Source organism: Variovorax sp. GW821-FHT09D07 (assembly GCF_059416345.1).
In genome coordinates this window covers 113,337-135,927 of record NZ_JBWKOY010000003.1, presented here as the reverse complement: position 1 = coordinate 135,927, position 22,591 = coordinate 113,337, and the positions used below count along the sequence as shown (strand labels likewise).

The window sequence follows — 22,591 nt, the reverse complement described above, 5'->3', positions numbered from 1 at the left end:
ACCGGTGTAACGAGCCGGGGGTATTGAGAGGAAGTCTGCATGCAAACCACCCTGCTGAAACCCAAGACCATCCAGGTCGAGCAACTTGCCGCCAACAAGGCCAAGGTCACGCTCGAGCCTTTCGAGCGCGGCTACGGCCACACGCTCGGCAACGCGCTGCGTCGCGTTCTGCTGTCGTCCATGGTCGGCTACTCGGCCACCGAAGTCACGATCGCTGGCGTTCTGCATGAGTACTCGTCGATCGACGGCGTGCAGGAAGATGTCGTCAACATCCTGCTGAATCTCAAGGGCGTGGTGTTCAAGCTCCACAACCGCGACGAAGTCACGCTGAGCCTGCGCAAGGACGGCGAAGGCCCGGTCCTCGCATCGGACATCCAGACCCCGCACGACGTCGAGATCATCAATCCTGACCATGTGATCGCGCACCTGTCGCAAGGCGGCAAGCTCGACATGCAGATCAAGGTTGAAAAGGGTCGCGGCTACGTGCCCGGCACGATGCGCCGCTACGCGGACGAGCCGACCAAGTCGATCGGCCGCATCGTCCTCGACGCATCGTTCTCGCCCGTCAAGCGCGTGAGCTACACGGTCGAAAGCGCCCGCGTCGAACAGCGTACCGACCTGGACAAGCTGCTGGTCGAGATCGAGACCAACGGTGCGATCAGCGCCGAAGATGCGGTTCGCGCATCGGCTAAAATCCTGGTCGAACAGCTCGCCGTGTTCGCGCAGCTCGAAGGCGGCGAACTCGCTGCATTCGATGCACCCGCACCGCGCAGCGCCCAGCAGTTCGATCCGATCCTGCTGCGCCCTGTCGACGAACTCGAACTGACGGTGCGTTCGGCCAACTGCCTGAAGGCCGAAAACATCTACTACATCGGTGACCTGATCCAGCGCACCGAGAACGAGCTGCTCAAGACCCCGAACCTGGGTCGCAAGTCGCTCAACGAAATCAAGGAAGTCCTCGCTTCGCGCGGTCTCACCTTGGGTATGAAGCTCGAAAGCTGGCCGCCGGCCGGTCTCGATAAGCGTTGATTTTTGTTTTGAATTGAGCCCATGAGGGCTCGTGCCCGGGCAGTACCTGATACGGCTGCCTGTTTAATAAAGTAAAGGAAAAAGCACCATGCGTCACGGACACGGACTTCGCAAACTCAACCGCACCAGCTCGCACCGCCTCGCGATGCTGCAGAACATGATGAATTCGCTCATCGAGCACGAAGTCATCAAGACCACGGTCCCCAAGGCCAAGGAACTGCGCCGCGTCATCGAGCCGATGATCACGCTCGCCAAGAAGCCCACGCTCGCCAACAAGCGCCTGGCCTTCGACCGCCTGCGCAGCCGCGACAGCGTCGTCAAGCTCTTCGGCGAACTCGGCCCGCGTTTCGCAGCGCGTCCGGGCGGCTACACCCGCATCCTGAAGATGGGTTTCCGCGTGGGCGACAACGCCCCGATGGCGCTCGTCGAACTGGTCGACCGTGCTGAAATTAAAGATGCTGGCGCTGAGCAAAACGCCGCTGAATAAGCTATAATTTATACTTGCCGCGCGATGGAGCAGCCTGGTAGCTCGTTGGGCTCATAACCCAAAGGTCGCAAGTTCAAATCTTGCTCGCGCAACCAATTTAAAAGGCCCTTTGAGAAATCAAAGGGCCTTTTTCTTTGTCCAAATTCTTTTGGAAATTCCTGGTCGAAATTCGACACGAAAAAGAGCCCTCGCGAAGAGGGCTTTTCTGTTTCTGGACCCGCCCCGCAAAGAGGCCGGTCTCGGGAACGTGCGCCGCAGCGGCGCCTGAAGACTGCGCTGGCGCGCAGCCCAAGCGCAGGATCAGTCCGGAATGACCGCCGTCACCTCGATCTCCACCTTCGCGCGGTGCTCCACCAGCGCCGCCACCTGCACGCAGGTCATGGCCGGGAAGTTGCGGCCCAGCGCGTCGCGGTAGACCGGGCCGAGCTCGGACAGGCGGCGGCTGTACTCGTCGCGGTCCGTCACGTACCAGGTCATGCGCACCATGTGCTCGGGGCCGGCCCCGGCTTCGCGCAGCACCTCGGCGATGTTGCGCAGCGCCTGGCCGCACTGGTCGATGAAGTCGTCGGATTCGAACTGCTGCTGGGCATTCCAGCCGATCTGGCCGCCGACGAACACCTGGGTGCCGCGCGCCGCGATGCCGTTTGCATAGCCCTTCGGGGGCAGCCAGCCCGGAGGCTGAATGAGTTTGTTCGTCATGATGGTGTGTTGCTGTTGAGTTGTCTCAATTTGAAGCGCTGGAGTTTGCCGGTTTCGGTGCGCGGCAGCGCCGTCACGAACTCGATCTCCCGCGGGTACTTGAAGGGGGCGATGGTGGCTTTCACGTGGTCCTGGAGGGCCTTCACCATCGCTGCGTCGCCGGTGTTGCCGGGCTTGAGCACGCAGAAGGCCTTCACGATCATGCCGCGGTCGGTGTCGGGCTTGCCGATCACACCGCACTCGGCCACGGCCGGGTGCTTGAGCAGCGCATCCTCCACTTCCGGGCCGCCGACGTTGTAGCCGGCCGTGATGATCATGTCGTCCGCACGCGCCTGATAGAAGAAGTAGCCGTCGTCATCCTGCACGAACGAGTCGCCAGGGTAGTTCCAGCCGTTCTTCACGTAGTCGGCCTGGCGCGGATCGTCGAGGTAGCGGCAGCCGACCGGGCCTTGCAGCGCAAGCTTGCCGACCGTGCCGCGCGGCACTTCGTTGCCCTGGTCGTCGACCACCTTGGCCGTGAAACCCGGCACCGCCTTGCCGACGGCGCCGCGGCGCACCTCGTCGCCGGCGGCCGAGATGTAGATGTGGAACACCTCGGTGCCGCCGATGCCGTCGAGCATCTCGATGCCGGTGGTCTCCTTCCAGAGCTGGCGCGTGGCGTCGGGAAGCGCCTCGCCTGCGCTCACGCAGATGCGCAGGCTCGGCGCCCCGTGCTGCCGGACGAAGGGCGCCATCTGGCGATAGAAGGTGGGCGCGGTGTAGCAGATGGTCGCGCCGACCTCGTTGATGAGCTTCACGAGCGCTTCGGGCGAGAAGGCGCCGTCGGGAAAGTACACCGACGCACCGGCCCACATCGGGAAGATCAGCAAGCCGCCGAGCCCGAAGGTGAAGGCCAGCGGCGGCGTGCCGACCACGATGTCGTCGCTGCGCGCGCGCAGCACGTGGCGCGGCCAGGTCTGGCACATGGCGACCACGTCGCGGTGCGTGGTGACGGGCGCCTTGGGCTTGCCCGTGGTGCCCGAGGTGAAGGCGAGCAGCGCGATGTCGTCGGCCGCCGTGGGGCAGGCGGTGAACATGCCGCTCTTGCCGGCCGCGCGCGCCGACAGCGAATCGGGTGCGTCGGGCTGGTTGAAGGCAATCACCGTCGCGAGCACCGGGTGCGCCTTCTGCGCGGCTACCAGCTCCTCGAGCAGGCGCCCTTCGCACAGCGCGGCCACGGGCTGCGATTTCTCGATGATCTCGCCCAGCTCCTTGGCGCGCAGCAGCGGCATCGTCGCCACCGCGATCAGCCCGGCCTTGACCACGGCGAGCCACGACAGCGCCATCCACACCGAGTTGCCGCCGCGCAGCAGCACGCGGTTGCCGGGCACCAGCCCGAGATCCTCGACCAGCACCTGGGCGATGCGGTTCACCTCGACGCCCGCCTGGGCGTAGGTGAGCACGCCAGCGGGCGAACGCAGCATCGGGCGGTCGCCGAAGCCCTTGGCGACCGCCTTGTCCAGCAGCTCCTCGACCAGGTTCAGCTGGTCGGGGAACTGCAGTTCGGGCAGGTCGTAGCGAAAGACCGGCAGCTGCGCGGCGGGCGGCAGGCGGTCATGAACGAAGCGATCGACTTGGGCAGACACGGTTTCACCCCCGCAAAACGGATTTGCCGATGATCAGTTGCTGGACTTCCGTCGCGCCTTCATAGATGCGCAGCGAGCGGATGTCCCGGTACAGGCTTTCGATCTTGGTGCCGACCTTCACGCCGAGTCCCCCATGCATCTGCAGCGCCATGTCGATCACGCGGCTGGCGTTCTCGGTGGCGCACATCTTGGCCATGGCGGCAGCGGCCGACACGTCGCCGACTGCCGGCGCGCCGCGGCGCTCCGCGTCGTCGCGCATCCACGCAGCGCGGTAGGTGAGCAGCGCGGCGCTGTCGATCAGCGCGGCCATCTCGCCGAGCTTGGCCTGCGTGAGCTGGAAGTCGGCCAGCGTCTGGCCGAACATGCGGCGGCCCTTGGCGTGTGCGATGGCTTCGGCCAGCGCGCGACGCCCCATGCCGAGCGCGGCGGCAGCCACCGAGGCGCGGAAGATGTCGAGCGTGCGCATCGCGAGCTTGAAGCCGCCGTTGAGCGTGCCCAGCTGCGCCGTGCGCGGCACGATGCAGTTGTCGAAGCGCAGGGTGGCCAGCGGGTGCGGCGCCATCACGTCGATGTGGGCCGAGGTGTCGAGCCCCGGCGTCGTTGCGTCGACGATGAACACCGTGATGCCGCGCGTGCCGGCCGTGGGGTCGGTCTTGGCGAACACGCAGTAGAAGTCGGCGATGCCGCCGTTGCTGATCCAGGTCTTCTCGCCGTTCAGGCGCCAGCCGTCGGCGGTGGGCTCGGCGCGCATCGCCATCGCTGCCACGTCGGAGCCGGCTTCGGGTTCGCTGAGTGCGAAGGCCGCGATCTTCGCGCCCTTGCCGACGGCCGTGAGGTACTGCGACTGCTGCTCGGGCGTGCCGTCCAGCGTGATCGCACCGCTGCCCAGGCCCTGCATCGCGAAGGCGAAGTCGGCCAGTGGCGAGTGGTAGCCCAGCGTTTCGCGCAGCAGCACGAGCGCGCGCGAATCGAGGCGCTCGAGCGCGCCGCCGGCACTGCCGGGCACCGCATAGCGCAGCCAGCCGGCGTCGCCGAGGCGGCGCACCCATTCGTGGCAAGCCGCGCGGTCGTCGCGCTCATCGATCTCCTGGGCGGCGCACCAGGGCAGCAGGTCGTTGGCGAGCGCGCGGTGCGCGTCGTCGAAGAACGGCAGCGCGAGGTGCGCGGTCGACGGTGGGGCAGGAATCTTGGTCATCATGCGCGTCAGTCTCCGCCGAACACCGGCTTGCGCTTGGCCGCGAAGGCCTCGTAGGCGCGCTTGAAGTCTTCGGTCTGCATGCAGATCGCCTGCGCCTGCGCTTCGGCCTCGATGGCCTGGTCGATGGTCATCGACCATTCCTGCGACAGCATGGTCTTGGTCATGCCGTGCGCGAAGCTCGGGCCTTCGGCCAGGTCGCGCGCGACCTTGGTGGCGGCGTCGAGCAGCGAGGCACTGTCGTGCAGTGCGTTGAAGAAGCCCCAGGCCTGGCCTTCTTCGGCGGTCATGGCGCGGCCGGTGAACAGCAGCTCCGAGGCGCGGCCCTGGCCGATCACGCGCGGCAGCAGTGCGCAGGCGCCCATGTCGGCACCGGCCAGGCCCACGCGGGTGAAGAGGAAGGCGGTGCGCGTGGCGGGCGTGCCGTAGCGCAGATCGCAGGCCAGCGCGATCATCGCGCCGGCACCGGCGCACACGCCGTCGATCGCGCCGACGATCGGCTGCGGGCAGTTGCGGATGGCCTTCACGAGGTCGCCCGTCATGCGCGTGAACTCGAGCAGCTCGGGCATGCGCATGCCGGTCAGCGGGCCGATGATTTCATGCACGTCGCCGCCCGAGCAGAAGTTGCCGCCGGCGCCGGTGACGACGATCACCTTCACGTCGGTCGCGTAGGTCAGCGCGCGGAACAGGTCGCGCAGCTCGGCGTACGAATCGAAGGTCAGCGGGTTCTTGCGCTCGGGGCGGTTCAGCGTGATGGTGCCGACGCCGGCTTCGTAGCGCCAGGCGAAGTGCTCGGCCTTGTAGTCGGCCTTGGGTTCGAATTGCGCGCGCATGGGATTGCTTGCGCCGATGTAGTGCTTCATGCGGTCTCCGCCAATTGGCTGCTGTGGGAATGTTGTTTGACCTTGCCGAGCAGCTTGTGAAGCTGCGCGATCTCCTTGGGGTTGAGGCTCGAGAACGCCTCGACGATCCAGTCTTCGTGCTGCTGCGCCATCTCGTTGAAGAGCTTGCGTCCGCGCGGCGTGAGGCGCACGCGCCAGGCGCGGCGGTCGCCCTCGACGTTGATGCGCTCCACCAGCCCTTCGGTCACGAGCTGGTCGGTGATGCCGGTGACGTTGCCACCCGTGACCATCATGCGGCGCGAGAGTTCGTTCATCTTCAGGCCGTCGGGCGAGCGCTCGAGCTGCGACATGAGATCGAAGCGCGGCAGCGTGGTGGCGAACTGCGCGCGCAGGCCGTTGCGCACCTGCTTTTCCACCAGCTGCGTGCAGGTGAGCAGACGCAGCCAGAGGCGCAGCGCCTCGGGGTGCTCGCTGTGGGCGCGTGCTTCGAGGTCCATGTCAGTGCGTCTCTTCGGCGTCGGCCGCGCGGCCCGCGGCAGCGGTGGCCGCGGCGATCTGCTGCTGCTTGGCGATCTCGCGGTACATCTGGTCGCGGCCGCTCAGGTACTGCTTGGGCCAGTCGACGTCGCGGCTTTGCAGCTTGGCGGCTTCGTGCAGCGTCCAGGCCGGGTCGGCCAGGTGCGGGCGCGCCACGGCGCACAGGTCGGCGCGGCCGGCCGCGATGATGCTGTTGGCCTGGTCGGCGTCGGTGATGGCGCCCACCGCGATGGTCGAGATGCCGACCTCGTTGCGGATGCGGTCGGCGAACGGCGTCTGGTACATGCGGCCGTACACGGGCTTGGCGGCGCGCGTGGTCTGGCCCGAGGACACGTCGATGAAGTCGGCACCGGCCTCCTTGAAGAGACGCGCGACCACCACGGCATCGGCATCGGTGTTGCCGCCAGGCGCCCAGTCGTGCGCGGAGATGCGCACGCTCATCGGCTTGTCGGCCGGCCACACGGCGCGCATCGCGCGGAACACTTCGAGCGGGTAGCGACAGCGTGCTTCGATGTCGCCGCCGTACTCGTCGGTGCGCAGGTTGGTGAGCGGGCTGATGAAGGCCGACAGCAGGTAGCCGTGCGCGCAGTGCAGCTCGAGCCAGTCGAAGCCGCACTCGACCGCGCGGCGCGTGGAATCGACGAACTGGTCGCGCAGCGTGTCCATCTCGGCGCGCGTGATCGCGGCCGGCAGCTGGTTCTGTTCACCGTAGGGCAGGGCGCTCGCGCCGAGCACCGGCCAGTTGCCGCTTTCGAGGGGTTCGTCGGTGCCTTCCCAGCCCACGCGCGTCGAGCCCTTGGGGCCGCTGTGGCCGAGCTGGATCGCGATCTTGGCGCTCGACTGCGTGTGCACGAAATCGACGATGCGCTTGAACGCGGCCTGCTGCGTGTCGTTGTACAGGCCCGTGCAGGCGGGCGTGATGCGGCCTTCGGGCGTCGGGCTCGTCATCTCGACGCACACCATCGCGGCGCCGCCGAGCGCGCGCGCGCCCAGGTGCACCAGCAGGAAGTCTTGCGGCACGCCGTCGACCGCGCTGTAGGTCGCCATCGGCGAGACCACGATGCGGTTCTTGAGTTCGAGGCCGCGCACCTTCAGTGGCATCAGCATCGGCGCCACGGCCTTGCCGCCCGCCAGCCACTGCTCGTAGCCGCCGAGCCATTGCGTGTCGCGCACGCGCAGGTTCTCGTGGCTGATGCGCTGCGAGCGCGTGAGCAGCGAGTAGGCGAACTGCTCGATCTCCATGCCCGTGTAGCGCGGCACGTTCTCGAACCATTCGGTCGAGTTGCGCGCGGCGTTCTGGATCTTCAGCACCTCGACGCTGCGGCGTGCTTCATAGCCCTTGAGTACGTGGTCGACGGTGCCGCCCTGCGCGAATTCGTTGGCCAGGTCGATCGCGTCCTCGAGCGCGAGCTTGGTGCCCGAGCCGATCGAGAAGTGCGCCGTGTGCGCGGCGTCGCCCATGAGCACGACGGGCACCGAGCGGCCTTCGACGTCGATGCGGTGCGTCCAGCGCTCGCACACCACGCGCGGAAAGCGGATCCAGTTGGCCGAGCCGCGCAGGTGCGTGGCGTTGCTGATGAGCGAATGGCCGCCCAGGTACTTGGCGAACAGCTTCTCGCAGAAGGCGATGGCCTCGGGCTGCTCCATCTGGTCGAGGCCGTGGGCCTTCCACACGGCCTCGGGCGTCTCGACGATGAAGGTCGAGGTCTTGTCGTCGAACTGGTAGGCATGCGCCTGGAACCAGCCGTGCTCGGTCTGTTCGAAGGCGAAGGTGAAGGCGTCGAAGGTCTGGTGCGTGCCCAGCCAGACGAAGCGGCAGTTGCGCAGGTCGATGTCGGGCTTGAACACGTCGGCATAGCGCTGGCGGATGCGGCTGTTGAGGCCGTCACTGGCAATGACGAGGTCGGCCTTGTACTGCGCGGCAATGGCCTGGTCGTCGGTGGCGTCGGTCTCGAACACCAGCTCCACGCCGAGTTCGAGGCAGCGCTCCTGCAGGATGTTCAACAGGCGCTTGCGGCCGATGCCGCAGAAGCCGTGGCCGCCGGAGCGCACCTGGCGGTCCTTGAAGAACACCTGGATGTCGTCCCAGTGGTGGAACTCGTTGCCGATGAGCGCGGCGGTCGGGCCGTCGGCCTCGCGCAGGTTGCCCAGCGTCTGGTCGCTGAGCACCACGCCCCAGCCGAAGGTGTCGAAGGGGCGGTTGCGTTCGACCACCGTGATCTGCAGTGCCGGGTTGCGGGCCTTCATCAGCAGGGCGAAATACAGGCCGGCTGGACCCCCACCGATGCACAGGATGCGCTGGAGGTCCGAGGCGGGCGCGAGGCGGGGGGAGGTCAAGCTGTTCATGGTTGAATAGTTTAGGCATAAACAATCTGTTGTCAACGAGGGCTTCTCTGCAGAGGCCCTGGGCCCGCGCGGCGCGTGATGTCATGCAAATCCTTGGAAAAATCAATACCATGGACGCATGCAACACTTGATACCCAAGATCGAGTCGCAGCTGGCCTCGCTGCCCGTGCCCATCGCACTGGAGTTGCCCGACGGGCGCCGGGTCGCCCAGGCGGGTTCACGCGTGACGCTGGCTTTCAAGGAGTGGTCGGTGCTGGCCAAGCTGGCCGGCCGGCAGGTCGGGGCCATCGGCGAGGCCTACGTCGAGGGCAAGGTGCAGATCGAGGGCGCCATGCGCGACCTGATCGACGCCACCGTCGGCCTGTTGCCCGGCAACCCGGCCGAGACCGACACCACCTGGTGGAGCCGCCTGCAGCGCCGCGCCAAGTCGCGCGGCTCGCACTCGCTGCGCAAGGACGCCGCGCAGATCGAGTTCCACTACGACGTCTCCGACGATTTCTACGCGCTGTGGCTGGACCCGCGCCGCGTCTATTCATGCGCCTACTTCCGCACCCCTGAGCTCACGCTGGCGCAGGCGCAGGAGGCCAAGCTCGACCACATCTGCCGCAAGCTCATGCTGCAGCCCGGCGAGCGCTACCTGGACATCGGTTCCGGCTGGGGCGCGCTGCTGCTGTGGGCAGCCGAGCACTACGGCGTGGACGCCACCGGCATCACGCTGTCGAAGAACCAGCATGCGCACGTGCAGCGGCTCATCGAAGAAAAAGGGCTGCAGGGCCGCGTGCGCGTGGAGCTGCGCGACTACCGCGAGCTGCCCGATGACCAGCCCTTCGACAAGATATCGTCGGTGGGCATGTTCGAGCACGTGGGCGCGGCCAACATGCCGACCTACTTCCACAAGATCCACACCCTGCTCAAGCCGGGCGGGCTGGTGCTCAACCACGGCATCACCTCGGGCGAGCTGAACTACCGCCAGCTCGGCGCGGGCATGGGCGACTTCATCGAGAAGTACATCTTCCCCGGCGGCGAGTTGCTGCACGTGACGCACGTGCTGCGCGAGACCGCGGCGGCCGGGCTGGAGATGGTCGACACCGAGAGCCTGCGCCCGCACTACGCGCGCACGCTGTGGGCGTGGTCGGATGCGCTCGAGGCGCAGCTCGATGCCGCGCGCGAAGTGCTGGGCCGCAGCGGTGGGCGTCAGGGCGAGAACGCCGAGCGCATCCTTCGCGCCTACCGCCTGTACCTCGCGGGCTCGGCGATGAGCTTCGAGCAGGGCTGGATCTCGCTGCACCAGATGCTGTCGACCAAGCCCGACGGCAAGGTCGAACACGGTGCCTTGCGCGGTGCGCAATCGGTGTACCCTTTTGCCCGTGACTACATCTACAAATAAGTGAGGACACCACCACCATGCTCTACCGCTTCAAATCCCGGGCCGCCCCAGACTTCGTGATGCTCGAGGTGCACGCGCGCCAGCTGCTCGACATCGTCGGCAAGCCGGCCGCGCCGCAGGGCATCATCACGGTCGAGCAGATCCCCGGCGCCATCGCTGCCCTCGAAGCCGCACTGGCGCTCGAAAGCAGCAAGCCTGCGCCGCACAACCACGACGAACACGTCGTCGAAGGCCACGACGCCGACGCCGAGAAGCAGCATGTCGGCCTGCACCAGCGCGCCGCGCCGTTGCTGCACATGCTCAAGGACTCGCAGGCCGAGAGCAAGGATGTGACCTGGGGGACCTGAGCTCCCCTGATCCTTCGCAGTCGTCACCCCACTCCCTCCCAGAAACACCGCGGAACCGGCTTTGCCGGGCCGCTGGTGTTGCCCCCTGCAAGGGGGTTGGCGTAGCGACACGAAGTGCGCGAAGACTGGGGGTTAGTCCACCTTCGCGCCCGAATCTTTCACGACCTTCGCCCACTTCACATGCTCACTCGCAATGAGCTTCGTGAAGTCCGCCGGCGAATTGCCGCTCGGGATCGCGCCCTGGGCCAGCATCTTTTCCTTGATCGCCGGCGTGCCCAGCGACTTCGCGACTTCCTGCTGGATGCGGTTCACGATCTCCGGCGACGTGCCGGCCGGCGCCAGCAGCCCGAACCATGAGCTCGCCTCGTAGCCCTTGAGCGCGGGGCCGCCGGCTTCTGCCACCGTCGGCACATCGGGCAGCGCGGGCGAGCGCTGGGCGCTGGTCACGGCCAGCGGCGTGAGCTTGCCGCCCTTGATCTGCGCCATCGACGAAGGCAGGTTGTCGAACATCAGGTCGGCGCTGCCGCCCACCAGGTCGAGCAGCGCCGGGCCCGAGCCCCTGTACGGGATGTGCGTCATGAAGGTGCCCGTCATGCTCTTGAACAGCTCGCCCGCCAGGTGGATCGACGTGCCGCTGCCGCTCGAGGCCATGTTGAGCTTGCCCGGGTTGGCCTTGGCGTACTTGAGGAAGTCCTGCACGTTGCGGATGTTCAGCGACTTGGCTTTTTCGGCGTTCATCTCCATCACGTTCGGCACCGCGGCCACCAGGGTGATCGGCGCGAAGTCCTTGATCGGGTCGAAGGGCAGCTTGGGGTACAGCGCGCGGTTGATGCCGTGCGTGCCCACCGTGCCCATCAGCAGCGTGTAGCCGTCGTTGGCCGAGCGCGCGACGATCTCGGCGCCCACGTTGCCGCCGGCGCCCGCGCGGTTGTCCACGATGAACTGCTGGCCGAAGGCCTTCGAGAGTTCGGGCGCTACCGCGCGCGCCAGGATGTCGGTGGTGCCGCCGGCCGCGAAGGGCACGACGATGCGCACCGGCTTGGTCGGCCAGGTGGCCTGTGCGTGCGCGGCGCCGCCCAGCAGCGCGAGGGTGGCCGCCGCCGTGGCGACGAGCGCGAAGCGGCGGGTGGAGGAAGTGACGGAAGAAGAAGAGCGGGAGATGGAAGTCATGCGCGCCTTTGTACAGGGGGGCGCCAAAGGCGTCGCGAGTAAAAACCCCGGCCTTCGATGGACATCGCCGCTCAACCCACCTGCATCCGCTGCGCGAACTTCGCCTCGCGAAAGCGCGCCAGCACGAAGTCGACGAACACCCGCGTCTTGGGCGGCAGCAGCTTCTTGCTCGGGTAGTAGATCCACACGGCGCCCGAATCCTGGTACCACCCGGGCAGCAGCCGCACCAGCGCGCCGCTGCGCAGGCCGCGTTCCACGAAGGGCATCGGCAGCATCGCCACGCCGAGCCCCAGCAGCGCCGCCTGCGCGATCGCCTCGGGGTCATTGAAGATCGCGCGCGGGCGCGCCGGCAGGTCGACCATGGTTTCCTCGCCGCTCGCATGCCGCAGCGTCCACGGTCGCAGCCGGCCCGTGGGCGAGGAGCGGCGCAGCAGCACGTCGAAGCGCGCCAGCTCGGACGGATGCGCGGGCAGCGCGCGCCCCGCCAGGTAGGCCGGCGCCGCCACCGCGACCACGTGGATGCGCGCCAGCTCGCGCGCCACCACGCCGGGCGACAGCGCAATGCCGCCGCCGATGGCCGCGTCGAAGCCCTCGCCGACCAGGTCGACCTGCTGGTTGTCGAAATGCCAGTCGGGCACGATGCCCGGGTAGCGCGCCAGGAAGTCGCCCATGAACGGCAGCACATGCTCGCGCCCGAAGGCCTGCCCCATGCTCACCTTGAGCGTGCCCGAGGGCTGGCCGTCGTCCTGCGCGAGGCCGGCCACCGCGTCCTGCAGCGTGGCCAGCGCGCCGCCGACCTGCGCCAGGAAACGCTCGCCGGCCTCGGTCAGCGTGAGCCGCCGCGTGCTGCGCTGGAACAGCCGCACGCCCAGCCGCGCCTCGAGCCGCGCCACGTTCTTGCTGACCGCCGCGGGCGTGAGCCCCAGGCGCCGTGCGGCCGCCGAGAAGCTGCCGCCCTCGGCGCTCTGCACGAAGGATTCGAGGTGATTGAGCGGTTCCATGCCGCCATTCTGGCGTTCATCTTCAACTTTGGGTTGAATCTGATCGGGCCGATTGATGGCTACCGCAAAGGGAATGGAATTCCGACACTGAAGGCCTCCCTCCTCCAACTGATCGGAAAAATCATGGCTTCCACCTCTGTTTCCTCCTCCCCCGTCCTGGCCGGCAAGGTCGCCTTCGTCACCGGCGGCTCGCGCGGCATCGGCGCCGCCATCGTGCGCCGGCTGGCGCGCGACGGCGCGGCCGTGGCCTTCACCTACGTCAGCGCGCAGGCCGAGGCCGAGAAGCTCGCCGGCGAGATCCAGGCCGCCGGCGGCCGCGCGCTGGCCATCCGTGCCGACGCCGGCGACGCCGCCGCGCTCACGGCCGCCATTGCCCAGGGCGCGCGCGCCTTCGAGCGGCTCGACATCCTGGTGAACAACGCGGGCGTGTACCTCGGCGGCGAGCTCGACACCTTCTCGCTCGAAGACTTCGACCGCACCATCGACGTCAACGTGCGCGCCACCTTCGTGGCCGTCCAGGCCGCCGCGCGCCACATGGGCGATGGCACGGGCCGCATCGTCAACATCGGCAGCATCAACGCCGAGCGCGTGCTGGATGCGGGCGCCAGCGTCTACGCGATGAGCAAGGCCGCCATCGTCGGCCTCACGCGCGGCTTGGCGCGCGACCTCGGCGCGCGCGGCATCACGGTCAACAACGTGCAGCCCGGCCCCATCGACACTGCCATGAACCCCGCCACCGGCCCGCGCGCCGCCTCGATGCACGACGTGATGGTGCTGCCGCGCCACGGCCGCGCCGAAGAAATCGCCGGCATGGTCGCCTACCTCGTGGGCCCGGACGGCGGCTTCGTCACCGGCGCCAACCTGAGCGTGGACGGCGGCTACACCGTCTGATCGGCTGCGCCGGGGTCGGGCGCGCGCTCCACCGCGCGGATCAGCGTGTCGAGCGTGTCGCTCAGGCGGGCCAGCTCGCCCGCATCGACGCCCGCGAACAGCTCGGCCTCGCGCTGCCGTCCCAGCGCGCCGACGGTGGCGTGCAGCGCCTTGCCGGCGGCCGTGAGGTACAGGCGGCTGCAGCGCTGGTCGGTCGGGTCGCTGCGGCGCTGCACGCGCTGGTGGCGCTTCAGGCCCGCCAGCGCGCGGCTCACGGCCATCTTGTCCAGGCCGGTGAGGTCGGCGACCTGCGTGGCGCTCAGCCCCGGTTGCGCGGCCAGCACGGCCATCGCGCGCCACTCGTTCAGCGTGAGCTGGTGCTCGCGCCCCACGCGCTCATGGAACGGCCGCGCCGTGAGGTTGACGACCCGCACCAGCTTGAAGAAGAGCGGGTCCATGGCCGTTTGTGCTCTTGTGGTTCAGCCGGCCAGCTTCTTCGCCGTCGCCACGATCGCGTCCACGCCCACGCGCGACTGCGCCTCCAGCACCGGCGCGTAGCCGACCGGAATGCGCGGCGCGCCCAGCCGCGCGACGCGGCAGCCCGTGGCCTCGGCCGCGCTCGCGGCGATCTCGGCGCCGAAGCCCGCGGCCTGCACCGCCTCGTGCACCACCAGCAGCCGCCCCGTGCGCGCGCACGACGACAGCACCGTCTCGCGGTCCCACGGCCACAGCGTGCGCAGGTCGATCAGGTCGACCGCGATGCCCTCGGCCGCCAGCGCGTCGCAGGCGGCGGCGCAAGGCTGCATCTGCTTGCTCCAGCTCACGAGCGTGAGCGCGTTGCCCTCGCGCACGCGCGCCGCCTGGCCCAGCGGCACGACCAACGTGTCGTCCACCTCGCCGCGCACGCCCCACAGCGTCTTGTGCTCGATGTAGACCACCGGGTCGCCGCACTGCAGCGCCGCACGCAGCAGGCCGTGGTTGTCCTGCGGCGTCGACGGGCTCACCACCACCACGCCCGGCAGGTGCGCGAACCAGGCCTCGAGCGACTGCGAATGCTGCGCCGCCGACGCGTCCCAGATGCCGCCCGGCATGCGCGCCACCAGCGGCACGCGGCCCTGGCCGCCGAACATGAAGCGGTTCTTCGCGGCCTGGTTCACCAGCTCGTCCATGCCGCACAGCGCGAAGTCGACCACGCGCATCTCGACCACGGGGCGCAGCCCCGCGAGCGCCATGCCCACGCCGGCGCCCATGATCGCGGCCTCGCTGATCGGCGTGTCGATCACGCGTTCGGCGCCGTACTGCTGCTGCAGCCCCTTGTACTGGCCGAAGATGCCGCCGCGGCCCACGTCCTCGCCGAGCACGACCACACGCGGGTCGGCGTCCATCTCCTGCTGCAGCGCGCGCACGGCGGCTTCGGAATAACTCAGCGTCGTCACAGCCATTGGCCTGCTCCCGTGGTCTGCACGTCGGTGAAGGCGGCGCTCGCCTCGGGCCAAGGCGCGGCGTCGGCCACGGCCAGGGCCGTGTCCACCTCGTCGCGCGCGGCGTTCTCGATGGCGTCCAGCGTCGCGGCAGCCACGCCGGTGTCCAGCAGGTGGCCGCGGGCGCGCGCGATCGGGTCGGTTTCCAGCGCGGCGGCCAGCTCGGCCGGGTCGCGGTAGGCCGCGAGATCGACCGACACGTGGCCCTTCACGCGGTAGGTGAGCGCGTGCAGCAGGCGCGGCCCCGCACCGCTGCGCACCTCGGCCACCAGACGCGCCGCGGCGGCATGCACCGCGAACACGTCGTTGCCGTCGACCTGCGTGGCCGCGATGTCCATCGACGCGGCGCGTGCCGAGGCGCCGTCGCCGGCGGTCATCGGGCCGCTCGCGGTCGTGGCGCTCCAGCGGTTGTCCTCGCAGACGAAGAGCACGGGCAGGTCGTACACGCGGGCCCAGTTCAGCGCTTCGAGGAACGGACCGCGGTTGATCGCGCCGTCGCCGAAGAAGCAGACCGTGATGTCGTCGCCTCGCTTCAAGAGTTTTTGCGCATGCGCCGCGCCCACCGCGATCGGCAGCCCCGCCGCGACCACGCCGTTGGCGCCCAGCATGCCCACCGAGAAATCCGCGATGTGCATCGAGCCGCCCTTGCCGCCGTTGAAGCCCGTGGCCTTGCCGAACAGCTCGCACATCATCCGCGTGAGGTCCGCGCCCTTGGCCAGTGTGTGGCCGTGGCCGCGGTGCGTGGAGGTGAGGTAGTCGCTCGCGCGCAGGTGGGCGCACACGCCCGCCGGCACCGCTTCCTGCCCGGTAGACAGGTGCAGCGGCCCGCGCACCTTGGCGGCGCCGCCCGCCTGCTGGCCGTAGGCGCTGACCCCGCCCTGGCTGGCGGTCTCGGCGGCGTTCTCGAAGGCACGGATGCGCACCATGACGCGGTACAGCGCCTCGCCGGCGCCTGGGGGGTTGCTCGGGTCCATCTTGTCTCCAACGCCCTGGGGATCGGCGCTTTGAGAAAAATCGTATCAACCGAGACGGATTCGACCTATCGGGCTAACCCTTCGACCCCTCGCCCGGCCTCTTTTTCGGGCGCGGGCTTCCTGCTCTCTTCTCTATTTATTCTTCTTATTTAAGTTAGTAGTAGTAGATAAGGGTAAACCCGCCCTGTGGACAGGGCACTTTTTCCCTTGCCTGACAACAACTTGTCACACCCCGGACACTGTGTGCTCCTGTGCTTTCGCGGTGCTATCAAAACAGGAACAACTTGGGCGAGGTCGCTCCCGCTGTGGATAACAGGGGGCTTGTCCGGAAACTGTCCCCAGAGTTTTCCTGTGAGGAGGCCGGGCCCTGCCGCCCGGCCTCCGGGTCAGAGCGAAATGTCCGCGACGATGCGTGAGACCTGGCGTTCCACGAGGCTGTGTTCCGCGGCCAGCGCGCGGATGGACTTGCCCGTGCTGTAGTCCGTGCGGATCTGTTCGTTGCGGATGGCGTCGAGGGCCCGTTGGGCCTTGGGCAGCACGAAGCGAAGCCCCGTGCCGTCGACGGCGTACTCGGCGCTGAGGGCGCGCAGGTTGTCGAAGCCGATCAGCGCGGCGAACGGATGGTCGGGGGCCGGGTTCGCCGGAATGTAGATCCGCAGGCCGCCGTAGCGCGCGACGAAGGACATGGTGGCCGACAACCCGATCAGGCGGGCGAACTCCCGCAACCGGGGCGGCAGCAGATCGCGCGCCGGCGCGGCCCTGCGCGGCCACGGCGCGATCGTGTGCGTTGGAAACGGCACGGTGCTGACGAACTCGGGAGGGCTCATGGGATGGGGCTCCGTTTCAGATGTCGGTGGGACCGATCTGCACCTTGGCGGGCGGGCGCTCCCGCATCGCCGAAGGTTCGACCAGGCCCGCGGCTTCGAGCTGCGGCCGGCACGCGTCGCAGGCGATCTCGTGCAGGCTGGCGCCGGGCGCCATGCACCAGGCGCAGAAAGAGGGCTCGGTGATGCGCATGCTCATACGGCGGCCACGTCCAGGTTGATCGGCGTGTACTCGCCGGTGACGTCGTTGCGCTCGTAGAAGCGGATGTAGGGCTTGGTGCTGGCGATGCGCATGCTGTCGCCGATCGCCCTCATCGCCTGCTGCCACTTCGCGTCGGAGATGTCGTGCCGGCGCAGGCCGAGCACGCGGGCGGTGCTGATCTTGCCCTGCTGGTCGACGTGGAATGCATCGTTCACCAGCACCTTGATGTTGGCGTTGCTGCCCTTGCTCCAGCTCTGGATGCACTCGTCGATGAGCGCCTTGGCCGCCTGCAGCCGTTCGTCGAAGACGACGGTGTCCTGCATCCGGCGTTCCACCTTGTGCTTGCCGTCGAAGCTCACGAGCGTGACGTTGCCCTTGCGGCCGCCCTGCTTCACGTCGTAGGCCGCCAGGCTGCGCTCGATGAACGCATGCACCGCGTTCATGGCGGCCACCTTGAAACCGATCAGCGCCGCGCTCTGCTGGCGGGCCTGCTCGCAGAGTTCGCTGACGACGGCATGGCGGTCCTTGTCGATGGGCTTGATCTTCGACACCGGGATCAGCGCGTCGTTGGCGTCTTTCCAGTAACCCGGGTGGTGTGCGATGGCTTCTTGCATGGAATGTCCTTTCAGGAGTTGGCGTTGTTCTTGGGGGTGTCGTTGTCGGAAAGGGCGAGCTGCCCGAGCAGGGCCGCCAGCGACACCTGGCGCAGCCGGCTTTCGATGCGCAGGCCGGAGACGGCACGGCTGCGCAGGTAGCGGCAGGTCTCGTCGAGCTCGGCCGCCGTGGCGGCCATGAAGTAGCCGGTGTCAGGCTTGCCGCAGATGTGCTCGCCCTGCAGCCGCAGCGCGGCGACGTGTTCGCGCGCGCGGCGTTCCTGGGCGGGCGCCGGTGTCGAGCGGCCGGTGATGCGGGCGACGAGATCGCGCACGTGCAGGCCGTGCGCGCGCCCGACGCAGGTCCGCAGTTCGGCCAGCACCTGGGCGGCGGTGAGGGTCGGGTCGGCGCTGCTCATTGCGCGGACCCCCAGAAGCCGAACCGCGTGCCGAGCAGCAGGCTCGGCACCCGCGTGAAGTCGAGCGCGCCCGGCCGCACCACGGGGCTGTGCATGGGCATGTAGACGCTGGTGTCGAGCCGCGTCACGCGGCGCGCCGAGGCCATGCGCTCGGCCACGGGCCCGGGGCCGCATCGCCAGCGTCGCCGCCCGCCGACCGTCACGGCGTGGACGTGGCCGCCGTCCGCCAGCCGCGCCAGTTGCCGGCGAAGCGCCGGGCTGCCTGGCTCGGGCCGGTAGCCCGCGAGGTGGTGCGCCAGCATGCGGTCGAGTTCCCCGGCCGATGCCGTGCCGTGCGCTTCGAGGTGCGCGGCAACGGCCCGTGCGAGTCGCTGCTCCCATGCGCGATCCGTGCGATCTGCCTGATCCGTGGTGTCGTTCATGCGGGGTGTCCTTCCCTGGCCGTGCGTTGCGGCGGCGTGGCGCCCACGTCGCGCTGAAGCACGTAGCGTTTCAACCCGTCGACGCGGCGCGCGCCGATGCGCACGTCCTTCGGACGCTGCCGCGACCACGACAACATCAGTGCGCCGGCCTGGCGCCGGGCCTCGGCCACGTCGTCGTCCGCATCGGCCAGCAGGCTCGCGGCTTCGTCGGCGGTCAGTGCGCGGCGGATGCGCAGCAGGCGCCACAGGCGTTCGGCGAAAGGGGCGCCGTCGCCCGCCATCGGCTCGGCCGTGTCGTCGGGCGGCGGTGGTGGCGCGGCCGCTTCGGCCTGCGCGTTCGCAATGCGCTGCTCGGCGAGTGCCAGCAAGGCCTTGGCGACGAACCATTCGGAAGAAGAGGCGGTGTCCTGCATCACGCACCTCCTGCCAGTCGTTCGAAGCGCATCGCGCCGTCGAACGCGGTCTTTTTCTCGGTCTTGACGAAGCCTTTTCTCACAGTACATTTCTCCTCGCTCGTGGCACTGCTCAGTTCACTGGCACGCCCGGTGAAGGCTGCAACCTTCATCGGGCACTCTTGAAATCACGCGTTTCTTCTTCCTCCTCCGCACACGCCAGACCCTGGCGAGCCAAGCCGGGCAACCCGGCCAGGTCCCGTGCGGTGCGCCCGCTGGCCAGGCTCAGTCCGGCCCTTCGCCGGGAGGCGCCAGCGCATGCGGATTGCGCGTCATCGCAATGCCGCGGTGGCGCGGACGCCGGTAACGGCTGGGCCAGATCGCTTCGGGTTCCAGCGCCAGCGCGCGGGCCACGATGCGCTCCGCCGCAACCCAGGGGCGGTACAGAACTTCATTGATGTGCGCGTATTTGTGTTCTTTGGCCAACTTCGACAGGTTGGTTCCGACCATTGCAAGTGCAGCTTTAACCTGAGCCGGGTGCCAGTCCATCGAAAAATCTCGTTTTGTGTTGATAGCCTCGATTATGCACACAAAATAGGTTTTGACAATCTAAAAAAACACGCAAGGCGATATTTCTTGTTGGAGAAACACTTTTTAGGTTGAGAAAGTACCCTTGTGTGTTTAATATGTGCGCCTTCGCACAAAGCAGAGTGATCGTGACGTCGCCCACCCCTACCCCTTTCGACGACACCCAGGTGACCGCCCGCGTCAACGAGCTGGCCCTTGCACAGGGCGCGCGGTTGCGGGATCTGCGCAAGCGCAAGGGCCTGACCATCGACGACCTCGCGCAGCGCAGCGGTCTTCACTTCAATACGGTGGGGCGCATCGAGCGGGGCGTCAGCGACGCGAGCCTCGCGCAGCTGTATGTGATGGCCCTGGCGCTGGGCGTCGATCCGGCGGAGCTGAATCCTTTCCAGACCGCCCAGCCGGCCAGCCCGCTGTCGAACGGGCTCGACGACGAGACCTTCGTGCTGGTGGAACTGCTCGACGTGCGCGTGAGCGCCGGCGGGGGCTCGTACAACGGCTCGCAGGAAGACATGGGCCGCTTCGCGTTCAACCGGGCCTGGATGGCGCGCAAGGGCGTGAAGCCGGCCTATGCCCGCATCGTCCATGCGCGCGGCGACTCGATGGCCGACAAGATCAACAACGGCGACATCCTGCTGGTCGACACCGCCACCAAGTCGCTCGACCAAGACGGCGTGTACGTGATCCAGCTCGACGGCCACGACTACGTGAAGGTGCTGCAGCGCGACTTCTCGACCGGCGGCCTGCAGATCATCAGCTACAACCCCGCCTACAAGCCGCAGGTGCTCAGCGCCGAGCAGGCGGCCGAACTGCACATCAGCGGCCGCGTCGTCTGGCACGGCGGCGAGATCTGACCCGCGCGTTCCCGCGATCGGCGGGCAGGCCAGTGTAGGCAGCGCCCCGCGCGGAAAAGGAGGTTGGCGGATGTCGACCTCAGCCGATCGGCCCCCGCGCCCGACCATCAGGGCATGGGCAATGACATCTTTCGAAGGTTCCGGCGGCGACCTGCGTCCGCCGAAAAAGGGGGCGCGTCCCCGCGCCAACTGCTGACCGTCCTCGCGCTCAGCGCGGCCGGGCTGGTGGGCATCGTCGCGCGCGAGGGCTACAGCGACAAGGCCTACCCCGATCCCGTGCACGGCACCGCGGTGCCGACCATCGGCTTCGGCACCACCGGCGGCGTGCGCATGGGCGACACCACAGCGCCCGTGCCCGCGTTGCAGCGCGCGTTGCGCGATGTGCAGACGTATGAAAGCGCGCTCAAGCAGTGCGTGCAGGTGCCGCTGCACCAACACGAGTACGACGCCTATGTGAGCCTGGCCTACAACATCGGCGCCTTCAACTTCTGCACGGGCGGCCGCGCGGGCCACACCTCGGTGCTGGTGCAGCGGCTCAACCGCGGGGACTACGCAGGTGCATGCGACGCCATCCTTGGCTGGAAGTACGCGGGCAAAACCGATTGCTCTGCGCCCGGCAACAAGACCTGCGGCGGACTCTGGCAAGACCGTCTGCGCCTGCATGCGCAATGCCAGGGGAATGTGCCATGACCTTCGGCACACGACTTTCCGTGATCGCCGTGGCCGTCGGTGCGGGCGCATTGCTGCTCGCCGTCGGCGGATGGGCGGTGCACGACGCAGGCCGCACCAAGGAGCGTGTCCTCTGGCAGGACAAGGAAGCGCAGCGCGCCGCGCAATTCGCGAAAGACCTCGAAGCCGAGTACGCGCGCGGGCGCGCCGCATCGACCCGCTACCAGCTCGGCGCCAGCGCCCTGCAGGCCCGCTACTTCACCCTCGAAGGCCCGTCCCATGATCTACGCCGGCGCGTTTCTCTTGTCGTTCCTCCTGCTGTTCCTGATCGCCGCGCTGAGCGGCCTGGCGATCCTGCGCGACCTGTCGCGCCGCGAGCGGACCCGGATGCTGTCGCGCCTGGCGATGCACAGCGCGACCCTGTCGACCGCGGTCATCGCCTCAGCCTTGCTGCTGTCTGGCTGTGGAACAGCGCCCTCGCGGGCACGGACGTTCCCGCCGGTGCCTGCGGACTTGCTGACACCTCCGTCGAAGCCTGTGCTGCTGACGCCGGTCTCACCGTCGACGACGCCTGGGACAACCACCACCTCAACGCGAAATCCTGCGCGGCCGATCGCCTCCGGCATCGCGCGCTGATCGAGTTCATCACAGAAAGGCCCGCCCCATGAGCGACTCCCACGCCCGCGCACAGGAACTGCTGTTGCTCGGCCAGATCCACGGCCTCGTGCAAGCCCTGAAGGAGGGGCAGGACCAGCAGAACCGGCGCATGGACAGCTTCGATGCGCGCTTCGATGCACTCGACGGAAGGCTGCGTGCCGTCGAGCAGCGCGCGGCCGTGTTCGGTGCCGCCTCGGGCGGCGCGATGGCCATCGGCACCGCACTGCTCATCGAAGCCATCAAGCAGTGGTTTCGCGGTGGGGGTCCCGGTGCGAACTGAACGCATGAACGAGGGCGCGCGCCGCCGTCATTTCGCACCAGGGGCCGACAGATGTCGGCCTTTTGCATTTCGGGCCCGGCCGCGACAGTTGATTCACCAACCAACGCAGCCAACGATGCACACCACTTCCATCCACACGATCTTCACGCCGCAGCATTCGGCCGGAGCCGCGGCATGAGCGGCCTCGACACCTTGCGCGCGGCCATTGTCCAGACGCTGAACGGCGTGCCGCAGATCGGTCGCGTTCACGATCGCGAGCGCTTCGCGAGCGACGAGGCCGCGCTGCGCGCGCTCTACCTTCACACGCTGCCCGGCGGCGCACAGCAGCTGCGCGGCTGGTGGCTGCGCCGCGACGCCACCGAGGAGCGCAGCCTCAATGTCGGGCGCACCCTCAGCGTCGACACCTGGACCTTGCACGGCTACATGGCCGTCGACGACACCGCCGCTTCGGAGCTTGTCTTCGACGCATTGATCGAGGCCGTGCGCGACGCCGTGCGCGCGGACCCGAGCTTCGGCGGCGCATGCGCTCCCAGCCCGATCAAGGACGAGAAAGCCACCGACGGCATGCAGGTCGGCGGCACCGGTGCGGTCAGTTTTTGCGGCGTGCAGTGCCACGGCGCCTCCCTGCAGTTGCGGACCTGGCGCTACCTCTGAGCCAGGCCCTCTGTTCATCAGTCCCTTCCATCAACCAACCAACCAATCTA

At 68.2% G+C, this 22,591-nt stretch carries 29 protein-coding genes and 1 tRNA gene; 11 read left to right on the top strand and 19 right to left on the bottom strand.

The features are described from left to right. Nucleotides 1-39: 39 nt before the first annotated feature. The 3 genes from AC07OX_RS12050 (at nt 40) to AC07OX_RS12040 (ending at nt 1,611) form a co-directional block, all read left to right on the top strand. Nucleotides 40-1,029, top strand: a complete 990-nt coding sequence (locus AC07OX_RS12050; protein WP_056576973.1) for a DNA-directed RNA polymerase subunit alpha — start codon at nt 40-42, stop codon at nt 1,027-1,029. Nucleotides 1,030-1,117: 88 nt separating this feature from the next. Further along, nucleotides 1,118-1,516 (top strand): 50S ribosomal protein L17, encoded by a 399-nt coding sequence (rplQ, locus tag AC07OX_RS12045; RefSeq protein WP_056576970.1) that lies wholly within the window; start codon nt 1,118-1,120, stop codon nt 1,514-1,516. A gap of 18 nt (nt 1,517-1,534) precedes the next feature. Then, nucleotides 1,535-1,611: transfer RNA gene (locus AC07OX_RS12040), tRNA-Met, on the top strand. A 205-nt stretch (nt 1,612-1,816) separates the two neighbouring features. On the opposite strand, the gene AC07OX_RS12035 is transcribed toward AC07OX_RS12040, so the two are convergent. From AC07OX_RS12035 to AC07OX_RS12010, 6 genes are read right to left on the bottom strand one after another with little or no spacing between them, the layout of a single operon-like run. After that, nucleotides 1,817-2,215, bottom strand: coding sequence for a RidA family protein (locus tag AC07OX_RS12035; RefSeq protein ID WP_056576966.1), 399 nt, complete (start codon nt 2,213-2,215; stop codon nt 1,817-1,819). Next, the gene (locus tag AC07OX_RS12030; RefSeq protein WP_495261438.1) at nt 2,212-3,840 is read right to left on the bottom strand and encodes an AMP-binding protein; all 1,629 of its coding nucleotides are present in this window, start codon (nt 3,838-3,840) and stop codon (nt 2,212-2,214) included. The genes AC07OX_RS12035 and AC07OX_RS12030 overlap by 4 nt, the downstream gene beginning before the upstream one ends. A gap of 4 nt (nt 3,841-3,844) precedes the next feature. Then, nucleotides 3,845-5,038, bottom strand: a complete 1,194-nt coding sequence (locus AC07OX_RS12025) for an acyl-CoA dehydrogenase family protein (protein WP_495261439.1) — start codon at nt 5,036-5,038, stop codon at nt 3,845-3,847. A 5-nt stretch (nt 5,039-5,043) separates the two neighbouring features. Next, a complete protein-coding gene (locus tag AC07OX_RS12020; protein ID WP_095747155.1) occupies nt 5,044-5,898 on the bottom strand; it encodes an enoyl-CoA hydratase family protein in 855 nt (284 codons plus the stop codon). Continuing rightward, complete coding sequence (locus AC07OX_RS12015) at nt 5,895-6,374, bottom strand: MarR family winged helix-turn-helix transcriptional regulator (RefSeq protein WP_056576953.1); 480 nt, start codon at nt 6,372-6,374, stop codon at nt 5,895-5,897. Before AC07OX_RS12015 ends, AC07OX_RS12020 begins: the two co-directional genes overlap by 4 nt. 1 nt (nt 6,375) lies before the next feature. Continuing rightward, entirely contained in the window at nt 6,376-8,760 is a 2,385-nt protein-coding gene (locus AC07OX_RS12010; protein ID WP_495261440.1) for a bifunctional salicylyl-CoA 5-hydroxylase/oxidoreductase, read from the bottom strand. Between the two features lie 118 nt (nt 8,761-8,878). Here AC07OX_RS12010 and AC07OX_RS12005 point away from each other — a divergent pair, with 118 nt between their 5' ends. Together AC07OX_RS12005 and AC07OX_RS12000 are read left to right on the top strand one after the other, a co-directional pair. After that, complete coding sequence (locus AC07OX_RS12005) at nt 8,879-10,147, top strand: class I SAM-dependent methyltransferase (protein WP_062474832.1); 1,269 nt, start codon at nt 8,879-8,881, stop codon at nt 10,145-10,147. Between the two features lie 17 nt (nt 10,148-10,164). After that, nucleotides 10,165-10,494: a DUF1840 domain-containing protein gene (locus AC07OX_RS12000; protein WP_070062980.1), complete on the top strand. Its 330-nt coding sequence runs from the start codon at nt 10,165-10,167 to the stop codon at nt 10,492-10,494. 132 nt (nt 10,495-10,626) lie between these two features. Here the strand turns inward: AC07OX_RS12000 and AC07OX_RS11995 are convergent, their stop codons facing one another. Together AC07OX_RS11995 and AC07OX_RS11990 are read right to left on the bottom strand one after the other, a co-directional pair. Continuing rightward, nucleotides 10,627-11,664 carry a Bug family tripartite tricarboxylate transporter substrate binding protein gene (locus tag AC07OX_RS11995; protein ID WP_495261441.1) on the bottom strand — a complete coding sequence of 346 codons (1,038 nt, stop codon included), beginning with the start codon at nt 11,662-11,664 and terminating at the stop codon, nt 10,627-10,629. 71 nt (nt 11,665-11,735) lie between these two features. Then, on the bottom strand, nt 11,736-12,665 hold the full coding sequence (locus tag AC07OX_RS11990; protein WP_390347979.1) for a LysR family transcriptional regulator: 930 nt from the start codon (nt 12,663-12,665) through the stop codon (nt 11,736-11,738). Between the two features lie 123 nt (nt 12,666-12,788). On the opposite strand from AC07OX_RS11990, the gene AC07OX_RS11985 reads away from it, so the two are divergent. Further along, nucleotides 12,789-13,556, top strand: a complete 768-nt coding sequence (locus AC07OX_RS11985) for an SDR family oxidoreductase (RefSeq protein WP_495261442.1) — start codon at nt 12,789-12,791, stop codon at nt 13,554-13,556. Here AC07OX_RS11985 and AC07OX_RS11980 read toward each other — a convergent pair. The 11 genes from AC07OX_RS11980 to AC07OX_RS11930 all read right to left on the bottom strand — a co-directional run bounded on the left by AC07OX_RS11980 (nt 13,544) and on the right by AC07OX_RS11930 (nt 19,391). Continuing rightward, on the bottom strand, nt 13,544-13,993 hold the full coding sequence (locus AC07OX_RS11980) for a MarR family winged helix-turn-helix transcriptional regulator (protein WP_492683425.1): 450 nt from the start codon (nt 13,991-13,993) through the stop codon (nt 13,544-13,546). The two genes, AC07OX_RS11985 and AC07OX_RS11980, sit on opposite strands and share 13 nt — an antisense overlap. Nucleotides 13,994-14,014: 21 nt before the next feature. Then, nucleotides 14,015-14,977: an alpha-ketoacid dehydrogenase subunit beta gene (locus AC07OX_RS11975; RefSeq protein ID WP_495261443.1), complete on the bottom strand. Its 963-nt coding sequence runs from the start codon at nt 14,975-14,977 to the stop codon at nt 14,015-14,017. Beyond that, nucleotides 14,968-15,990, bottom strand: a complete 1,023-nt coding sequence (locus AC07OX_RS11970; protein ID WP_354347747.1) for a thiamine pyrophosphate-dependent dehydrogenase E1 component subunit alpha — start codon at nt 15,988-15,990, stop codon at nt 14,968-14,970. The genes AC07OX_RS11975 and AC07OX_RS11970 overlap by 10 nt, the downstream gene beginning before the upstream one ends. A gap of 386 nt (nt 15,991-16,376) precedes the next feature. Beyond that, complete coding sequence (locus AC07OX_RS11965) at nt 16,377-16,817, bottom strand: Mor transcription activator family protein (RefSeq protein ID WP_492741839.1); 441 nt, start codon at nt 16,815-16,817, stop codon at nt 16,377-16,379. A 16-nt stretch (nt 16,818-16,833) separates the two neighbouring features. Continuing rightward, entirely contained in the window at nt 16,834-17,013 is a 180-nt protein-coding gene (locus AC07OX_RS11960; RefSeq protein ID WP_159274836.1) for a hypothetical protein, read from the bottom strand. Then, entirely contained in the window at nt 17,010-17,630 is a 621-nt protein-coding gene (locus AC07OX_RS11955; RefSeq protein WP_495261444.1) for a DUF3164 family protein, read from the bottom strand. Before AC07OX_RS11955 ends, AC07OX_RS11960 begins: the two co-directional genes overlap by 4 nt. 11 nt (nt 17,631-17,641) lie before the next feature. Further along, nucleotides 17,642-18,028: a hypothetical protein gene (locus AC07OX_RS11950; protein ID WP_139700595.1), complete on the bottom strand. Its 387-nt coding sequence runs from the start codon at nt 18,026-18,028 to the stop codon at nt 17,642-17,644. Beyond that, nucleotides 18,025-18,450, bottom strand: a complete 426-nt coding sequence (locus tag AC07OX_RS11945; RefSeq protein WP_495261445.1) for a hypothetical protein — start codon at nt 18,448-18,450, stop codon at nt 18,025-18,027. Before AC07OX_RS11945 ends, AC07OX_RS11950 begins: the two co-directional genes overlap by 4 nt. Next, the gene (locus AC07OX_RS11940; RefSeq protein WP_495261446.1) at nt 18,447-18,863 is read right to left on the bottom strand and encodes a hypothetical protein; all 417 of its coding nucleotides are present in this window, start codon (nt 18,861-18,863) and stop codon (nt 18,447-18,449) included. Before AC07OX_RS11940 ends, AC07OX_RS11945 begins: the two co-directional genes overlap by 4 nt. Next, on the bottom strand, nt 18,863-19,015 hold the full coding sequence (locus tag AC07OX_RS11935) for a hypothetical protein (protein ID WP_185993763.1): 153 nt from the start codon (nt 19,013-19,015) through the stop codon (nt 18,863-18,865). The genes AC07OX_RS11940 and AC07OX_RS11935 overlap by 1 nt, the downstream gene beginning before the upstream one ends. Nucleotides 19,016-19,127: 112 nt before the next feature. Then, nucleotides 19,128-19,391, bottom strand: a complete 264-nt coding sequence (locus tag AC07OX_RS11930; protein WP_159274832.1) for a helix-turn-helix domain-containing protein — start codon at nt 19,389-19,391, stop codon at nt 19,128-19,130. Between the two features lie 167 nt (nt 19,392-19,558). On the opposite strand from AC07OX_RS11930, the gene AC07OX_RS11925 reads away from it, so the two are divergent. From AC07OX_RS11925 to AC07OX_RS11905, 5 genes are all read left to right on the top strand, one after another. Next, nucleotides 19,559-20,281 carry an XRE family transcriptional regulator gene (locus AC07OX_RS11925; RefSeq protein ID WP_495261447.1) on the top strand — a complete coding sequence of 241 codons (723 nt, stop codon included), beginning with the start codon at nt 19,559-19,561 and terminating at the stop codon, nt 20,279-20,281. A 63-nt stretch (nt 20,282-20,344) separates the two neighbouring features. Further along, the gene (locus tag AC07OX_RS11920; RefSeq protein WP_495331081.1) at nt 20,345-20,971 is read left to right on the top strand and encodes a lysozyme; all 627 of its coding nucleotides are present in this window, start codon (nt 20,345-20,347) and stop codon (nt 20,969-20,971) included. Further along, complete coding sequence (locus AC07OX_RS11915) at nt 20,968-21,618, top strand: hypothetical protein (protein WP_235944288.1); 651 nt, start codon at nt 20,968-20,970, stop codon at nt 21,616-21,618. The genes AC07OX_RS11920 and AC07OX_RS11915 overlap by 4 nt, the downstream gene beginning before the upstream one ends. Beyond that, nucleotides 21,615-21,887, top strand: coding sequence for a hypothetical protein (locus AC07OX_RS11910; RefSeq protein WP_235944287.1), 273 nt, complete (start codon nt 21,615-21,617; stop codon nt 21,885-21,887). Before AC07OX_RS11915 ends, AC07OX_RS11910 begins: the two co-directional genes overlap by 4 nt. 174 nt (nt 21,888-22,061) lie before the next feature. Next, complete coding sequence (locus AC07OX_RS11905) at nt 22,062-22,541, top strand: hypothetical protein (RefSeq protein ID WP_495261448.1); 480 nt, start codon at nt 22,062-22,064, stop codon at nt 22,539-22,541. Nucleotides 22,542-22,591: the final 50 nt, after the last annotated feature.

Excerpts from the sequence above, each read along its gene's own strand:
- AC07OX_RS12050 (WP_056576973.1), top strand. The coding sequence starts at position 40 with ATGCAAACCACCCTGCTGAAACCCAAGACCATCCAGGTCGAGCAACTT.
- rplQ (WP_056576970.1), top strand. The coding sequence starts at position 1,118 with ATGCGTCACGGACACGGACTTCGCAAACTCAACCGCACCAGCTCGCAC.
- AC07OX_RS12035 (WP_056576966.1), bottom strand. The coding sequence starts at position 2,215 with ATGACGAACAAACTCATTCAGCCTCCGGGCTGGCTGCCCCCGAAGGGC.
- AC07OX_RS12025 (WP_495261439.1), bottom strand. The coding sequence starts at position 5,038 with ATGATGACCAAGATTCCTGCCCCACCGTCGACCGCGCACCTCGCGCTG.
- AC07OX_RS12020 (WP_095747155.1), bottom strand. The coding sequence starts at position 5,898 with ATGAAGCACTACATCGGCGCAAGCAATCCCATGCGCGCGCAATTCGAA.
- AC07OX_RS12015 (WP_056576953.1), bottom strand. The coding sequence starts at position 6,374 with ATGGACCTCGAAGCACGCGCCCACAGCGAGCACCCCGAGGCGCTGCGC.
- AC07OX_RS12010 (WP_495261440.1), bottom strand. The coding sequence starts at position 8,760 with ATGAACAGCTTGACCTCCCCCCGCCTCGCGCCCGCCTCGGACCTCCAG.
- AC07OX_RS12005 (WP_062474832.1), top strand. The coding sequence starts at position 8,879 with ATGCAACACTTGATACCCAAGATCGAGTCGCAGCTGGCCTCGCTGCCC.
- AC07OX_RS12000 (WP_070062980.1), top strand. The coding sequence starts at position 10,165 with ATGCTCTACCGCTTCAAATCCCGGGCCGCCCCAGACTTCGTGATGCTC.
- AC07OX_RS11995 (WP_495261441.1), bottom strand. The coding sequence starts at position 11,664 with ATGACTTCCATCTCCCGCTCTTCTTCTTCCGTCACTTCCTCCACCCGC.
- AC07OX_RS11990 (WP_390347979.1), bottom strand. The coding sequence starts at position 12,665 with ATGGAACCGCTCAATCACCTCGAATCCTTCGTGCAGAGCGCCGAGGGC.
- AC07OX_RS11985 (WP_495261442.1), top strand. The coding sequence starts at position 12,789 with ATGGCTTCCACCTCTGTTTCCTCCTCCCCCGTCCTGGCCGGCAAGGTC.
- AC07OX_RS11980 (WP_492683425.1), bottom strand. The coding sequence starts at position 13,993 with ATGGACCCGCTCTTCTTCAAGCTGGTGCGGGTCGTCAACCTCACGGCG.
- AC07OX_RS11975 (WP_495261443.1), bottom strand. The coding sequence starts at position 14,977 with ATGGCTGTGACGACGCTGAGTTATTCCGAAGCCGCCGTGCGCGCGCTG.
- AC07OX_RS11970 (WP_354347747.1), bottom strand. The coding sequence starts at position 15,990 with ATGGACCCGAGCAACCCCCCAGGCGCCGGCGAGGCGCTGTACCGCGTC.
- AC07OX_RS11965 (WP_492741839.1), bottom strand. The coding sequence starts at position 16,817 with ATGAGCCCTCCCGAGTTCGTCAGCACCGTGCCGTTTCCAACGCACACG.
- AC07OX_RS11960 (WP_159274836.1), bottom strand. The coding sequence starts at position 17,013 with ATGAGCATGCGCATCACCGAGCCCTCTTTCTGCGCCTGGTGCATGGCG.
- AC07OX_RS11955 (WP_495261444.1), bottom strand. The coding sequence starts at position 17,630 with ATGCAAGAAGCCATCGCACACCACCCGGGTTACTGGAAAGACGCCAAC.
- AC07OX_RS11950 (WP_139700595.1), bottom strand. The coding sequence starts at position 18,028 with ATGAGCAGCGCCGACCCGACCCTCACCGCCGCCCAGGTGCTGGCCGAA.
- AC07OX_RS11945 (WP_495261445.1), bottom strand. The coding sequence starts at position 18,450 with ATGAACGACACCACGGATCAGGCAGATCGCACGGATCGCGCATGGGAG.
- AC07OX_RS11940 (WP_495261446.1), bottom strand. The coding sequence starts at position 18,863 with ATGCAGGACACCGCCTCTTCTTCCGAATGGTTCGTCGCCAAGGCCTTG.
- AC07OX_RS11935 (WP_185993763.1), bottom strand. The coding sequence starts at position 19,015 with ATGAAGGTTGCAGCCTTCACCGGGCGTGCCAGTGAACTGAGCAGTGCC.
- AC07OX_RS11930 (WP_159274832.1), bottom strand. The coding sequence starts at position 19,391 with ATGGACTGGCACCCGGCTCAGGTTAAAGCTGCACTTGCAATGGTCGGA.
- AC07OX_RS11915 (WP_235944288.1), top strand. The coding sequence starts at position 20,968 with ATGACCTTCGGCACACGACTTTCCGTGATCGCCGTGGCCGTCGGTGCG.
- AC07OX_RS11910 (WP_235944287.1), top strand. The coding sequence starts at position 21,615 with ATGAGCGACTCCCACGCCCGCGCACAGGAACTGCTGTTGCTCGGCCAG.
- AC07OX_RS11905 (WP_495261448.1), top strand. The coding sequence starts at position 22,062 with ATGAGCGGCCTCGACACCTTGCGCGCGGCCATTGTCCAGACGCTGAAC.